Source organism: Vibrio sp. TRT 2004, assembly GCF_050113735.1.
Classification (GTDB): Bacteria; Pseudomonadota; Gammaproteobacteria; order Enterobacterales; family Vibrionaceae; genus Vibrio.
In genome coordinates this window covers 1-14,793 of sequence record NZ_JBNJOH010000046.1, presented here as the reverse complement: position 1 = coordinate 14,793, position 14,793 = coordinate 1, and the positions used below count along the sequence as shown (strand labels likewise).

12 protein-coding genes and 4 tRNA genes are annotated in these 14,793 nt (G+C 43.1%); 3 read left to right on the top strand and 13 right to left on the bottom strand.

What is annotated here, in order from left to right; translation table 11 throughout:
- Nucleotides 1–95: 95 nt before the first annotated feature.
- From ACQEXR_RS16195 to uvrY, 8 genes are all read right to left on the bottom strand, one after another.
- Nucleotides 96–935 carry a hypothetical protein gene (locus ACQEXR_RS16195; protein WP_427020738.1) on the bottom strand — a complete coding sequence of 280 codons (840 nt, stop codon included), beginning with the start codon at nt 933–935 and terminating at the stop codon, nt 96–98.
- A gap of 264 nt (nt 936–1,199) precedes the next feature.
- Nucleotides 1,200–1,275 (bottom strand) — tRNA-Gly (locus ACQEXR_RS16190).
- Nucleotides 1,276–1,288: 13 nt separating this feature from the next.
- Nucleotides 1,289–1,375 (bottom strand) — tRNA-Leu (locus ACQEXR_RS16185).
- 69 nt (nt 1,376–1,444) lie between these two features.
- Nucleotides 1,445–1,520, bottom strand: a tRNA-Gly gene (locus ACQEXR_RS16180).
- Nucleotides 1,521–1,523: 3 nt separating this feature from the next.
- A tRNA-Cys gene (locus ACQEXR_RS16175) sits at nt 1,524–1,597 on the bottom strand.
- 238 nt (nt 1,598–1,835) lie between these two features.
- Nucleotides 1,836–2,393 (bottom strand): CDP-diacylglycerol--glycerol-3-phosphate 3-phosphatidyltransferase, encoded by a 558-nt coding sequence (gene pgsA / locus ACQEXR_RS16170; protein WP_138970367.1) that lies wholly within the window; start codon nt 2,391–2,393, stop codon nt 1,836–1,838.
- Between the two features lie 77 nt (nt 2,394–2,470).
- On the bottom strand, nt 2,471–4,300 hold the full coding sequence (uvrC, locus tag ACQEXR_RS16165; RefSeq protein WP_427020737.1) for an excinuclease ABC subunit UvrC: 1,830 nt from the start codon (nt 4,298–4,300) through the stop codon (nt 2,471–2,473).
- A gap of 47 nt (nt 4,301–4,347) precedes the next feature.
- The gene (gene uvrY / locus ACQEXR_RS16160) at nt 4,348–4,992 is read right to left on the bottom strand and encodes a UvrY/SirA/GacA family response regulator transcription factor (protein ID WP_138970365.1); all 645 of its coding nucleotides are present in this window, start codon (nt 4,990–4,992) and stop codon (nt 4,348–4,350) included.
- Between the two features lie 329 nt (nt 4,993–5,321).
- Here uvrY and ACQEXR_RS16155 point away from each other — a divergent pair, with 329 nt between their 5' ends.
- On the top strand, nt 5,322–7,682 hold the full coding sequence (locus ACQEXR_RS16155) for a DNA polymerase II (RefSeq protein WP_427020736.1): 2,361 nt from the start codon (nt 5,322–5,324) through the stop codon (nt 7,680–7,682).
- Here the strand turns inward: ACQEXR_RS16155 and ACQEXR_RS16150 are convergent.
- Together ACQEXR_RS16150 and ACQEXR_RS16145 are read right to left on the bottom strand one after the other, a co-directional pair.
- The gene (locus ACQEXR_RS16150; RefSeq protein WP_427020735.1) at nt 7,674–9,737 is read right to left on the bottom strand and encodes a PTS sugar transporter subunit IIC/EAL domain-containing protein; all 2,064 of its coding nucleotides are present in this window, start codon (nt 9,735–9,737) and stop codon (nt 7,674–7,676) included. The genes ACQEXR_RS16155 and ACQEXR_RS16150 overlap by 9 nt on opposite strands.
- Before the next feature lie 74 nt (nt 9,738–9,811).
- A complete protein-coding gene (locus ACQEXR_RS16145) occupies nt 9,812–10,579 on the bottom strand; it encodes a nucleotidyltransferase domain-containing protein (RefSeq protein WP_426950567.1) in 768 nt (255 codons plus the stop codon).
- A 133-nt stretch (nt 10,580–10,712) separates the two neighbouring features.
- Here ACQEXR_RS16145 and yeiP point away from each other — a divergent pair, with 133 nt between their 5' ends.
- Nucleotides 10,713–11,279: an elongation factor P-like protein YeiP gene (gene yeiP / locus ACQEXR_RS16140; protein WP_138970361.1), complete on the top strand. Its 567-nt coding sequence runs from the start codon at nt 10,713–10,715 to the stop codon at nt 11,277–11,279.
- 2 nt (nt 11,280–11,281) lie between these two features.
- The gene (locus ACQEXR_RS16135; RefSeq protein WP_138970360.1) at nt 11,282–11,602 is read left to right on the top strand and encodes an HI1450 family dsDNA-mimic protein; all 321 of its coding nucleotides are present in this window, start codon (nt 11,282–11,284) and stop codon (nt 11,600–11,602) included.
- Between the two features lie 126 nt (nt 11,603–11,728).
- Here ACQEXR_RS16135 and ihfA read toward each other — a convergent pair whose 3' ends face one another.
- The 3 genes from ihfA to ACQEXR_RS16120 form a co-directional block, all read right to left on the bottom strand.
- Entirely contained in the window at nt 11,729–12,025 is a 297-nt protein-coding gene (ihfA, locus tag ACQEXR_RS16130) for an integration host factor subunit alpha (RefSeq protein ID WP_006879539.1), read from the bottom strand.
- A gap of 510 nt (nt 12,026–12,535) precedes the next feature.
- Nucleotides 12,536–13,666: a hypothetical protein gene (locus tag ACQEXR_RS16125; protein ID WP_427020734.1), complete on the bottom strand. Its 1,131-nt coding sequence runs from the start codon at nt 13,664–13,666 to the stop codon at nt 12,536–12,538.
- 9 nt (nt 13,667–13,675) lie between these two features.
- Nucleotides 13,676–14,593, bottom strand: coding sequence for a hypothetical protein (locus tag ACQEXR_RS16120; RefSeq protein ID WP_427020733.1), 918 nt, complete (start codon nt 14,591–14,593; stop codon nt 13,676–13,678).
- Nucleotides 14,594–14,793: the final 200 nt, after the last annotated feature.

Here is a 14,793-nt window from a genome sequence, read left to right as displayed (position 1 = left end):
TAAGAAAACAATACTCAAATACGCAATGGCACTTAAAACAAAAACTAAAGATTGTTAACTTTCAACAAGTTACCACAGACAACCATCCATAATCGCTAGATTATGACGTGGGTTGTATCAGAACGCATATGCGCTGCCAATGATTTAAGAGGTGAAACAATCCAGTGAGATACCCAACCAATTAACACCAAAGAGATCGCAAGCGCGACAATCGCCTCTGCAACAATCTCTTCAACCAAGGAACGTTGCAGATTAGTCAACTCACTGGCATCAAACACCGCCCATATCTCCCCTCCCATTGAGTTGGTCAAAGGAATAACGACATTCAGCGCACACAGCTCTTCATCGAGATAGTAACCTTCCCCTAAGGTTGCAGGTTTCGTCCACGGCACAAAGATATCTTTTTCAATATCTAAACTTTTCGCCATCGACTCATGTTCGCGCATGAGGCGACTTTTAATAAACAATAACTTCTTTTTGCGTATAGGGTTATCGAAGTTGACTGAATCGATTGACTCATTCATCGCTGTTAATTTGATCTCGAGCTGCTCAAACTCTTCGAGGTTCACATCAGCACGCCATAGATATTCAAAACGCTTAAAAAAGCGGATACGGACATCTTGAGCTGAAAAATCTGACTTACCTGTCACTTCTAGATATTCAAGATCATCGATGGACGAAAACAGTTGGCCTGTTGCCGAGGCGGTGAGATTTGAGTAATTGGTTCCGGCGACTGACGTTGAAAGAAACGGGATATGCGGTGCGAGCGTCAGTTTTGCCAACGATGCAGAATATTCGATATGCCGATTCCACTCACTATGATAACGAGTGTAACTGAATCCAGAGACAAGGATCATCACCAGTAAGACGTGCGAAAGCACCAACATTTGATTGATAGAAAGCTTAGAGCACAGCCTTCTGGGAGCATTTGTCACTATCACACTACCTAAAAGTGATTGCCTTGAGCTGTGAAGAGGATGATCCTTACATCATTAGCCCACAAAAAATTACCAGCTATAGTCTTATCAGTTGAACGTGCATACATTCTCTACTGATAAAGTTGTAATTTTATGCGATCCGTCGAAAAATTCACATACCCAATGATGATTATTTACTCATTAGTTGACGTAATCAATCAGACGCAAGTAGCAGTGTATAGAAACCAAAAAGCCCCAGCATTTCTGCTAGGGCCTTAAATTTGGAGCGACACACGAGGTTCGAACTCGTGACCTCAACCTTGGCAAGGTTGCGCTCTACCAACTGAGCTAGTGTCGCGTAATGCGTTAGATGGTGCCCCGGGCCGGACTTGAACCGGCACAGCGCGAACGCCGAGGGATTTTAAATCCCTTGTGTCTACCAATTCCACCACCAGGGCACACAAATCTAAATTTGTGATGGAGACACCATCTATGATATCGATGTAAAAACCGCTACCAAAATAATCTGGAGCGACACACGAGGTTCGAACTCGTGACCTCAACCTTGGCAAGGTTGCGCTCTACCAACTGAGCTAGTGTCGCAAATGGAGGCGCGTCCCGGAGTCGAACCGAGGTCCACGGATTTGCAATCCGCTGCATAGCCACTCTGCCAACGCGCCTCTGTCACACCAAGTGGAAGAGTTAAACGCTCAATTCCTCTTGGGTACGGGATGCATTCTACGGATTCGAACTAATGAGTCAACACTATTTTTGAAATTTTAAATCGTTTGTCTATTTAACCGCCAAAACAAGCTAATTTGGTTAGTTTGCTAGCAAATTTTTTAGCAAATCCACGGAGTTAATTGTGTTAATGCGAAAAGGCAGAGACAAAAAAGCAGGCCATCGCCTGCTTTCTAATCAGTGGTGTTCTTCGTTGAGCAAATCATCTTTGGCAGCCATCAGATATTGGGCCATCGACCAGTATGTCAGTACAGTGGCAACATACAGTGCAGCAAAGCCAACCCAAACCATCCAATCGTCGTAACGCCAGATCAGTACCCATAAGGCGAACATTTGGCTGACGGTCTTAACCTTACCTACCCAAGATACCGCCACACTCGCTCGTTTACCAATTTCCGCCATCCATTCACGCAGTGCGGAGATGATAATTTCACGAGCTATCATAGTGACTGCAGGAATCGTTACCCAGATCGTGTGGTAGTGCTCTGTTATCAAAATGAGTGCGGTAGCAACCAATACTTTATCAGCGACTGGATCAATAAAAGCCCCAAAACGAGAGGTTTGACCTAGTTTTCGCGCCAACATACCGTCAAGCCAATCAGTAAACCCTGCGACCCAGAATACCATTGCTGCTGCAAAAGGAGACCAGCTATAAGGTAGATAAAAAACAACGACAAATACTGGAATCAAGAAAAGTCGCAACAAAGACAAGATGTTAGGGATATTTAAACGCATATTTTTAAAAGGCTCTTTTTGTTTGCGTATGGCTCTATTTGATATTTCAAACAGCGCCTTATGGTGCGGGATTTTTGCTATTGTTTCAATGCTTGATAAATGTTTTCTGCTAAAGAAATACTAATCCCTGGCACTTTGGCGATTTCTTCTACACTCGCTCGTTTCAATTCTTGCAAACCACCCATGTATTTTAACAGAGCTTGGCGACGCTTTGGTCCTACGCCTTCAATGCCCTCTAAAGCACTCGTTCTACGGGTTTTTCCTCGTTTTGCCCTATGGCCAGCAATCGCATGACTATGGCTCTCATCACGGATGTGCTGCATTAAATGCAGTGCTGGTGCGTCACTAGGCAAATTAAATTCATCACCTTCGACGGTGATCAAAGTTTCGAGACCAGGTTTACGCGTGACACCCTTAGCAATACCAATCAAATGCGGGCGTTTTGGCCAATCTCCCCAGTAGCGAGAGATGATCTCATGAGCCCTACTCAACTGACCTTTACCACCGTCGATAAAAACAATATCAGGGATTTTTTCTATATCGAGCTGCTTTGAGTAACGGCGTTCAAGTGCCTGCCCCATTGCTGCGTAATCATCACCACCCGTGATGCCCGTGATATTATAACGACGATACTCTTGCTTAACGGGGCCTTCCTGATTAAAAACCACACAAGAGGCAATGGTGCTCTCTCCCATGGTGTGTGAGATATCAAAACATTCCATTCGCGTAATGCTTTCCATATCAAGCAACTCTCTCAACGCTTTGAAACGCTGAGATATCGTCATCTTGTGATTGATCTTAGTCGTAATCGCAGTCAAAGCATTGGTGTTGGCCAGTTTAAGATAACGCCCTCGAGTGCTGGTCGGATTGACATGGAAGTGGACTCGGCGTCCCGCTAAGCTCGTTAAAGCCTCTTCCAACGGCTGTGATTCGTCAATTAAGCCCGAGTTGAGGATGATACGAGTCGGAATAGTTCGCGCCTCATTGTGGCTCAGGTAATACTGGCTCAGGAAGCTATAAAACACTTCTTGCTGAGTGGTATCGTTGGGTATTTTCGGAAAGTGGCTGCGACTTCCCAGAACTTTACCCTGACGAATCATAAGAATATGAATGCACGCAATGCCATTTTCTTGAGCAAAACCAAGTACGTCCATATCGTCCATCGAATCTTCCGAGACAAACTGTTGCTCTTGGACACGGCGAATAGCCTGAATTTGATCGCGGAATTTGGCGGCCTGTTCGAAGCGTAGTTCTTGACTCGCCACCTCCATCTTTTCGACAAGAGAGGCAAGCACTTGCTGATCTTTGCCCTGCAGAAACAGTCTTACGTAACCAACCAGTTCAGCGTAATCCTGTTCAGAAATAACACTACTCACACACGGCGCAGCACAACGACCGATTTGGTACATTAAACAAGGTCGAGTTCGATTACTGTAAACAGTATCTTCACACTGTCGCACCGGAAATATCTTTTGAATTAGATGCAAGGTCTCACGTACAGCGCCTGAATCTGGGTAAGGTCCAAAGTATTCGCCTTTACGCTTTTTCGCCCCTCGATGCATCGACAAACGTGGGTGTTTGTGTCCACTAATAAAGATATAGGGATAGGATTTATCGTCACGCAACAGTACGTTGTATTTAGGTAGGTACTGCTTGATGTAGTTGTGCTCTAAGATCAAGGCTTCTGTTTCGGTATGCGTCACCGTTACATCAATCTTGGCGATGTTACTGACTAAAGCACGGGTTTTTTCACTATCAACTTTGCTACGGAAGTAGCTGGAGAGGCGTTTTTTGAGATCCTTCGCCTTTCCTACATAGATAACAACAGACTCGGCGTTATACATACGATAAACGCCGGGCTGGTTTGTTACTGTTTTGAGAAAGGCGGCTGAATCGAATTGGCTCATACCAATACCATTAGCTGAAGATTAAAATCACTGATGGTATTGGCACCTTATAGTGTCTCGGTATCTATCATTCCGTGTCGAATTGCTAAGTGAGTCAACTCAACATCACCGCTAATATCAAGCTTGTTAAACAAGCGATAACGGTAACTGTTTACTGTCTTAGGACTAAGATTCAACTGCTCAGATATGTCAGTGACTTTTTGCCCTTTAGTAATCATCATCATGATTTGCAGTTCACGCTCAGACAAATCAGCAAATGGGTTTTCCGATGCCGGAGAAAATTGGCTAAGAGCCATTTGTTGAGCGATCTCTGGTGATATATAGCGTTGTCCACTATTAACCATACGAATTGCGTTGACCATTTCATCAGGGCCAGCGCCTTTAGTCAGGTAGCCTGCGGCTCCTGCTTGCATCACTTTAGTTGGAAACGGATTTTCCGTATGAACAGTTAAAACGATGATTTTCACATCAGGATTAAATCGCAGGATCTTTTTGGTAGCCTCAAGACCACCGATACCAGGCATATTCATATCCATCAAAATGACGTCAGCATGGTTGCTTCGACACCATTTTACTGCTTCTTCACCGCTGTCAGCTTCCCCTGCTACGTTCATCCCACGGACGTCTTCAATAATACGTCGTATCCCTGTGCGAACCAGCTCGTGATCATCTACAAGGAAAACATTTATCAAACTTGTATCTCCACACTTTTTACTTGGCTCTGCACCCACATAGAGTGGATTACAGCATTGCTGCCTAGTCTAACTTAAAATTAAAATTTTGCTTACTCTGAATATGTGCTTAAACGCAAACTTTAGCAAGTAGTAATTTTCAGATCTGGTACTTAAATTGTTATTAATCTATTAATCAATCGCTTAGGTCAGTTTATTGGTTATTTTTCTACCAATTTCGCCTTAGATAATCGGTCTATTTCTTACCTTTGTATTTAACTTTTTCAGCATGTGATACTCTAGCCTTACTGTCTTGATCTCGCTTCAATCTAACCACCCTATTACGCACAATGATTCATAACGGTTTCTTACTCACTCGGCAGGCACGTGATGTCAGTGGCCAAACTCAAATCGAGCTGTGGCTATCAACGCCTCAAGGCCCCTCTCAACTCATTATTCGAGGTGAGAAGCCCGTTTTTTTTGTTGCACAAAGTCAGTTAGAACAATGCAAGTCTATCGCTGAACAAGAGAATCTTTTCGCAGAGTGGCGTCCACTGGAATTGACCAGCTTTGATCTGGAGCCACTAGCCGCTTGTTACACCACGACTATCAAACACTCTCAGCAGCTTAGCCGTGCATTACAGCTGGCAGATATTACGGTACTCGAAGACGATATTCGTTTGGCTGACCGCTATTTGATGGAACGTTTTATTAAAGGCGGGGTTGAGTTTAGTGGTATTGAGCAACTGGCCCCTCAAAGCCGACAATTCACATCAGTCAAGTGTCGTCAGGGGAGCTACACGCCCGATCTGAAAGTCGTCTCCCTCGATATAGAGTGTTCTGAAAAAGGCATTCTCTATTCCATTGGACTTGATAGTCCGATGGATAGCCGTGTGATCATGATTGGTGATAAGCAGCCCGCCGAGACCCCTATAGAGTGGGTAAAAGATGAGAAAGCACTGCTAAACGCTCTCGTTAGCTGGTTCCAAAAGTATGACCCAGATGTGGTTATTGGCTGGAACGTTATTGACTTCGATTTTCGACTATTACACAAACGGGCAGAATGGAATCAAGTCAAATTGATGATAGGCCGTGGCCGTCAAGCGAGTTTTTTCCGAACCTCCAATACCACCCAGCAAGCCTTCGTTTCTGTGCCCGGCCGCGTGATTATGGATGGCATCGATACGCTCAAAACCGCGACCTATCATTTCCGTCGCTGGTCACTTGAATCGGTATCGCAAGAGCTGCTTGGTGAGGGGAAGCAGATCCATAATGTTCATGACCGAATGGATGAAATCAATCAGATGTTCCGTCGTGATAAGCCATCACTAGCGAAATACAACTTGCAGGATTGTATTCTGGTCAACAAGATATTTGCTCACACGCATCTACTCGAGTTTGCCATCGAACGCTCTAGACTCACAGGCGTCGAACTCGATCGAGTGGGCGGTTCGGTCGCCGCCTTTACTAACCTTTACTTGCCGCAAATTCATCGAGCTGGCTATGTTGCACCTAATCTGCAACCTGAGAACTGGTTGGCGAGTCCTGGCGGATACGTCATGGATTCGATTCCAAACTTGTATGACTCTGTATTGGTTCTCGACTTCAAAAGTCTTTACCCATCCATCATTCGTAGCTTCTTAATCGATCCAATAGGACTGATTGAAGGCCTTCAACTCGAAGTCGGACGCAAAGCTTCTCAAGCAGTGCCAGGGTTTCGAGGTGGCCAGTTTCACCGCACTCGGCACTTCCTCCCTGAGATGATCGAAAATCTCTGGGCCGCCCGTGATGCCGCAAAGAAGAACAACGAAAAGGCATTCTCCCAAGCCATAAAGATCATCATGAACTCTTTCTATGGTGTATTGGGTTCTTCAGGCTGCCGCTTCTTTGATACTCGCCTTGCCTCGAGCATCACTATGCGTGGCCATGAGATCATGAAACAAACCAAAAAGCTTATCGAAGATAAAGGTTATCGGGTCATCTACGGTGATACCGATTCAACCTTCGTCTCCTTAAACGGTCAGTTCAGCCAGCAACAAGCTGATGAGATTGGTCTCAAACTAGTCAACTATATCAACCAGTGGTGGACGACACATTTAGCGCAAGAGTATCAGCTCGATTCAACGCTCGAACTGGAGTACGAAACTCATTACAAGAAATTCTTAATGCCAACCATCCGAGGACAAGAGACGGGATCGAAGAAACGCTACGCAGGGCTGATTGGAGAAGGCGATAGTGAGCGGATCATTTTTAAGGGCTTAGAGAGCGCTCGAACCGACTGGACGCCACTCGCGCAAGAGTTTCAGCAAACCTTATACTCGATGATTTTTCATGGCGAAAACCCGAGTGACTATGTCCGTGAATTTGTTGAGCAAACCAAAGCCGGAAAGTTCGATGACAAACTGACCTATCAAAAGCGCTTGAGACGAAGGCTGCATGAGTATCAGAAAAACGTTCCACCTCAGGTAAGAGCAGCCAGAATGGCGGATGAGATGAATGCCCAGCTTGGTAGACCTTTGCAATACCAGAACAAAGGGCAAATTGAGTACGTCATTACACTCGCAGGACCTGAACCCAAGGAGTATCAAAAAAATCCAATCGATTACCAACACTATATCGATAAGCAGCTTAAACCGGTTGGCGAAGCGATATTACCCTTTATCGGTATAGACTTCAGCTCACTCAGTGAACCTCAACTTGGGCTATTTTGAAGCATAATCGATGAATTTGTCTAAAGGCAGTGATTTGGCGTAGTACCAACCCTGCACAGATATATCAGAGTCACGACAAATATGGTCGAGCTGCTCTTTGGTCTCGACACCTTCGACAATTACCTTTAGATCCAATTGCTTCGCAATCGACAGAATGCTGCCGAATACTTTTTTGCCTTTTAGAGTACTCAGTGCCAATACAAATGAACGATCGATCTTTAGATAGTCGATCTCAAATTTATTGAGATAGCTGAGAGACGAAAAGCCAGTTCCAAAATCATCGATGTGGATCTTCGCGCCCAGATTATGTAGGCGGTTAAACGCAACAACCAATGCAAGTTCATCCTCAAGTAATGACTCTTCTGTAATTTCAATATGGATATACTGCGCATGGTGCTGAATGATTTTCTCCAATTCATCAATGTAACTAGGGTCAACTAATGTTTGAGGAGTAATGTTCACACTGACTGGAATGAATAGACCCGATTTCTGCATCCGCCGTATATCTTTGATCACCTGCTTAAAAACCCACAGATCGACATCTTTCATCAAATTGGCCTTGTCCAGCCATGGAATGAAAGAGTTCGGATATTGGAGTTTACCATCTTTATCAATTGAACGAATCAGCGCTTCACAGCCAACTGTCATCTCGCTATCACGCGACACTTGCGGCTGATACTCGATACAGAAGTCGCGCGAACTCAGTTGCTCAAGCTGATGTTCGATAAAAATGGTGCTTTTTTCCCTCTCGACAGCCTGCATAATGGGATCATCCATTAACGTGCGTGCTTCTTCTTGACGCCGAGCATAAAAGGTATCAAACACAGGCAACGATATTTTCTTCTCGCTTACACTCTGATTAAGTGCCCTAACCGACGGAAGATATATCACGACACCAATGGCGATATTGACAAGCTGAAGCACAACTGCCGCCCAATCACCTTGTGTCGCCATCCAAGCATTTAACAATATTGGGCTATTAAACGGAACAGAGACAGTGGGCGTCACCACCCATCCAATCGATACCGCAGCCATGCTGACGACAACGTTGGTCACCGGCGCCAACAGAAACGGCAGAAATAACCTAGGGTTGAAAATAATCGGCAGACCGAACAATAAGATCTCATTAATATTGAGCAAGCCTATTGGAATGCTCGCTAACGCAATCAACTTAAACCCATGTTGTTTGGAACACAGCAACAGCGCAATCACCAGCGACAATGTTGCCCCACTGCCACCAATAAACACAAATGCGCCCATAAAAGACAAGTTCATCAGATAATGAGCGTCGCCTCCTACCAGTACAGTGGCATAGTTAAGGTTGCTCGCTTCTTCTAGCAAATCAACTAACGGAAGTAATGCGTAATACCCATGAATACCAATAAACCACAATATCGAATTGAGTGTCGCGAAGAGAACACCAAAGGTGGTTGGCTCATTGGCATAGTCCGTCGTCAACACCGAAGAGTAAGCAACCGCCGATAGACCGAGCACGAGGATGTGGTTAATGACCACCACCAACAAAGCAGTGATGAACGCAGGAATCACCATATTCAACGACTCTTTGACAATCTGCCCTGCGGACTCGGTTCTTGTCAGTTTGAATATATCAAAGCGGAGTAAATAAGCTAACAGCGGAACCGCGTACAACGGCGTTATAATCGCTAAGATTATGTGGAAGGTTAGCAGTACTTTGCTATCTGGAATTGTCTGTTCAGTGATTAATAGCAATGTAATCATCAAAAGTGCGATTGGCGGTCTTGGCAAACGCCACTGCATCGCTAAAACATAGGAGATAGTGGCGGTCATTAAAAATGGAAAAAACCGAGCGATAGCATCATGCAAATCATACAGTTGGGATATCCAAACATTGCGCCCTTCTAATATAAACTCACCAATGCTGGCAAAGAAAAGCGCAAAAGATGACAACATTAAACAGGGAATAAGCCAAACCATTCCCTCTCTAATGGCCTGCAAAGAAGGGATAACAAATCGGTGATAAAGAGAGTAATTAGAAACACCATTTAATTGGCGGTTATCCGTTCCTTGGTACATGCTAACCTCAATATGTCCATACATATAAAAGCTAGCACAATTAAACGCATAAGAAGACTTTTCTCGATATCTCCTTAGCCGATTCTAAACTCGGTCTTTTTATACTGTTTTGCTAGCCAGTCACCAAAACCATCAAGAATGCCAATGACTGAGCGCTTCGCAATCACCCTTCCTGACAACAGAATACCCAGTCTTTCAATCTCGACTTGTTTGTCAGGATAATAACGTAAAAATTGCTGACCACATTCGATAGGATCTTCGAACCACTGTTTGTCTTTGTACATCACCAAAGAATAGCTTGCTCGCAATAACTTTTTCGCGATAATTCTCTGTGCTTTGACCTGTTCTTCTGGCTTATCCGCTCGAGCAATACGGTTACGATATACGGCTACCCAATCTTCTACGTCCATATTCCAATGTTTGGCAATCTCCCAGCTAGGTTCGTAATCACCAAAACACTCAGATAAATCTTCACCATACACACACACCGCACAGTGGCGTAATAGGAATCCCCACGAGAAAATACTGTCAAGACTCGCAACATCTTGTGCCAGTGCGGTTTTAAATGAAATTTCGGTAATATGGGGATGAGTTTTCTGAAAGCGCCATTTGATTGAGTTAAATAGGGTTGTTCTGAGATCGGAGAATCCACGGTGAGTCACCACAACCACATCGATATTCGATTGATTTGGTTTGGCGGTTTTACGTGCCACACTACCATACAAGTAGACGCTGTGAAGGTTATCCCCTAACCCACTGGTTAAAAAGCTCACCAAATCATCAATGGCGGGTTGATATTTAGGCTGAAAGGCTTGTTTTGGGTCAATAGTGGATAAATGCATTTGATTGATAACAAAATAATCGAACTCAATGCCTTAATGTTCGCTCACCACGATGGATGAATCAAGATATTCCTTCCTTAACAGGGTCAGTATATAATGCTGCCACTACCTAACATACTAAGGAATATTGTTCATGCCAAAGGCAAGTGAGCTTAAAAAAGGTTTTGCTATCGAATCTAATGGTAAAACATTGTTAATTAAAGACATCGAAGTAACCACTCCTGGTGGTCGTGGCGGCGCAAAAATCTACAAACTGCGCTGTACAGACCTAACAACAGGTGCTCGCGTTGACGAACGCTACAAATCAGATGACGTTCTAGAAACTGTCGACATGTTCAAACGTGCTTCTTCTTTCTCATATGTAGATGGCGATGAATACATCTTTATGGATAACGAAGACTACACTCAATACACATTCAAGAAAGAAGAGATTGAGGACGAGTTGCTATTTGTAACTGAAGAGATCCAAGGTCTACATATCATTCTTGTTAATGGCAATGCAGTTGGTCTGGAACTTCCAGCATCAGTAGAGCTCGTTATCGAAGAAACAGACCCGTCTATCAAAGGCGCATCAGCTTCTGCTCGTACTAAACCGGCTCGTTTTTCTACAGGTCTTACTGTTCAAGTACCAGAGTACATTGCAACGGGTGACCGCATCGTGATCAACACGACTGAACGCAAATACATGAGCCGCGCATAGTCATGGCTGAATTAATGTCTTACGACGACGCGATTGATACCGCTTACGACATATTCTTGGAAATGGCGCCTGACAATCTTGAGCCAGCTGATGTGATCCTGTTCACTGCGCAATTTGATGACCGTGGTGCTGCGGAGTTAGTTGAAACAGGTGATGACTGGGCAGAGCATGTTGGCTTTGACGTCGACAAAGAAGTTTATGCTGAAGTGCGTATTGGTCTCGTAAACGAAGAAGACGATGTGCTTGATGATGTTTTTGCACGACTTTTGATTAGTCGTGATCCTGAACACAAGTTTTGCCACGCTCTTTGGAAACGTGACTAGACTTAGCGCACAAACAAAAACACCCTAGCCTTGGCTGGGGTGTTTTGTTATTGAGACCTAGGAGCGTGGAATCATACGCTCAATGCCTAATCTATCAAGCAGGATAAACTGAAACTTATCAGAGGCTTAGTCATCAACCTTAATATTTTCAACGCGGGCTTTTAATTTCTGCCCTGGGCGGAAGGTTACTACGCGACGAGCACTGATGGGAATGTCTTCACCTGTCTTCGGGTTTCGACCTGGACGTTCATTCTTGTCACGCAGATCAAAATTACCAAATCCAGACAGTTTTACCTGCTCGCCACTTTCGAGTGCCTTACGAATTTCTTCGAAAAACGCCTCAACCGTTTCCTTGGCATCCCGTTTACTGTATCCAAGCTTTTCAAACAGGTTCTCAGCCAAATCGGCCTTTGTGAGCGCCATAAAACTTTCCTCAAAGCTGTGTTAAACATTGCCACCCAAAGGCAGCGCCAAAACTTTTAACCAAGCCAATCAACAACCTATCGGCTTTACCTTGGAAAGTGTATGCCAAGCTTATGATTTACGCCAACTTTTTTCTTCAATGAGCAGAGTTTAACCACTTAAAACAACAACATAGATGCTATTTACAACAGTATTATCTATGATTTATGAGTAAATACCCCTTAAATATCAGAAGATTAAGCCATTACTGACACTTAACTCAGTAATAAAAGCTTAAATCCACTAACTTTTACAATTAAGCTGTTGATGTAGAAAGAGAAACAAAATACCCCTATTGGGTATGGGTTTTAACAAAGCACGAAGTAATACGGCATGCTCGGGAGGTACCTACTTCGCCATTTTGAGAACAGTGATTGTGTAACACAACAACCAATTTCTAGCGGCGAAGTAGGGAGTCATTTAATGATGATAACGGGTAGGTAGTTAGACAAATCAAATGAAAGTCGTTAGTTACACTTCCTTCACGCATAATGCCGTTACGTTAGTATAATCATTACCATCTTGTTCGAAATTACCTCTATGACCGAAATATTTCAAAAGATGCACACCTGGTTTTCCTGTGTCGTCTAGTAGCCAATGTCTAGCTATTTGCGGCCAGCCATAGTCGAGATAGGGACCATGAGGTTGTGTGACTCCAGAATTAATTTGTTTTTCAAACGCATAATGTTCCGACCAATATGGCAAACGATAGCCTTGCCCTAGGCTAGCACAATAAGAAACTGCGCTGTCGAACTTAAACAGAGGAAGAAAGGCATTAATGATTCCAGCAGCATAGGCGCCTGCGGCCTGAGTAGATATATAATCGCCTACGTCTTGTCGACCGACAGGGGGACAACGAAACATCAAAGATTTCCCGGTATCGGGTATGGATATTGTAATTGTTTCAACGCCACAGCCAACTTTCTCGCCTAAATTCAATAGGTCTTTAACCTCTATATCAATGGATTTAGTGAAACCCGCATATTCGGCAGTGATGGTTGCTTTGCCAGCCCCCGTACTTCGTAGGGTCTTACTTAAAACTCCCGCAATTCCAGGTGTGAAAATGATGACACTACTGTCGCTTGTCGTCCAATTTGCCTTTTCAGTGACATCAATAATTGAACCATTATTCATGATAGCTTTGAGATAGATTTTGCGCGATGCCCACTCTAATTTAGGAGCATGTGATAAAACGACAGGATTTGCGTAAGACACTAATTTTGTATCAGAAATATACACAGGTTCGATATTAACCACTAATTCATTAGAGGAGAGGGTCTCATACTGTGCGCGAATCGTCGCTCTTGTGATTTTGCTTGCTGAGAAGAAACCATTAGTCCCTTGCCCAAAACTAATAGCAGAGGGATCCGAAAATTTCCATGTAACAGATTTAGGATCTAACAGATAAGAATTTCCATTTGTATCGATTACTTTTACGGTAGGATCAAATGAACTGCCTATCGATAATTGTTTATTATCAAGTTCAATAGAAAGACTAGACCATCTTATGCCTTTTTCATTATCGACTTCTGCAAATAGCTTTTCTTCACTTTTGCAGCCAAAAATTGCAGTAAGACAAATTAGCATTATTAACATCTTCATAAATAAGCCTTAGTTTGGACGATATGATTTAATTATTACCCTGCGTTCTTCTTGGTAACCATCACCATTACTTTTTGCAGAATAAGGAACGGTATAAGACATATTAATAATGTCGATTTTTGAATTGGGATAAAGCTCTTTTAAAGCACTTTCTACTCTTCGTGCCCGATCGATAGAAACAATAATGTCTTCGTTGTAACTCCTATATCCATATACAACGAAGTAATCGCCATCTAGAAATTGCGTTAGGTCATGGGAGTAAGTTAATAAACTTGATGATTCATCAAAATATAGAGTTGTGCTTACCACTTGTTGGTAATCAATGTTACTTTTATCCTGACTATTCTCTATCGCATTTTTGATTCGACGCTGAATTTGACTTTTCGAAAATGAGACACCAAGTAACAACATGTCAAAGTCTAAACCGTAAAAATTAGGAAAGTATTTAACGCTAGAACTGACATTAAGATCTAATAAGTTGACGTATCTTTCATACGCCAACATAAGGTATGCTGAGCTACCGACATGTTCACTGTCGCTGATGCCGTATTGTTTGTCCTTCCATATAGAGAGCCCAATACCAAAATCTAGGCGAGAGTCGGGACCAAGTGGGTACTTGTATTTAGTAACGGTATTAAGCGACTTGATATTGAAGTCTTGTCGATTCTGAGTTTTTTCAGATTGAGCCTCGAAGTCATTGGCGATTAAAATTGAGCTACCCAGAGCTAAATTATGTGATTCAAAATCGATCCCAAATTCGTAATATATTGAATTTAAGTCACACTGATAGTAGCTCTCTGAGCACCCATCAGTACCGATAAGTAACCCGCTTCCAGCCGATAATCTTACATCCTCAAGCTCTATCGCATAACTAATTGTTGATATTATAAATAGCATTACGCATGAGATCGAACCAATGTTTGTCATTGCTTTTTTTCCTCCACTAAAGAAAATTTTATTAAATGACAATTTTGTAATTTAAATATTCTTTATATAGGTTAGTCTAATGATAATAAAAAATTCTAATGATAATATAAAATCCTAATGATAATAAGTAAATTACCACCTTCTAAAGAAGGTGGCTTTGTGTGAGCCCCCTAAAAGGGGGCCTTTGTTTAGTCCAGCGC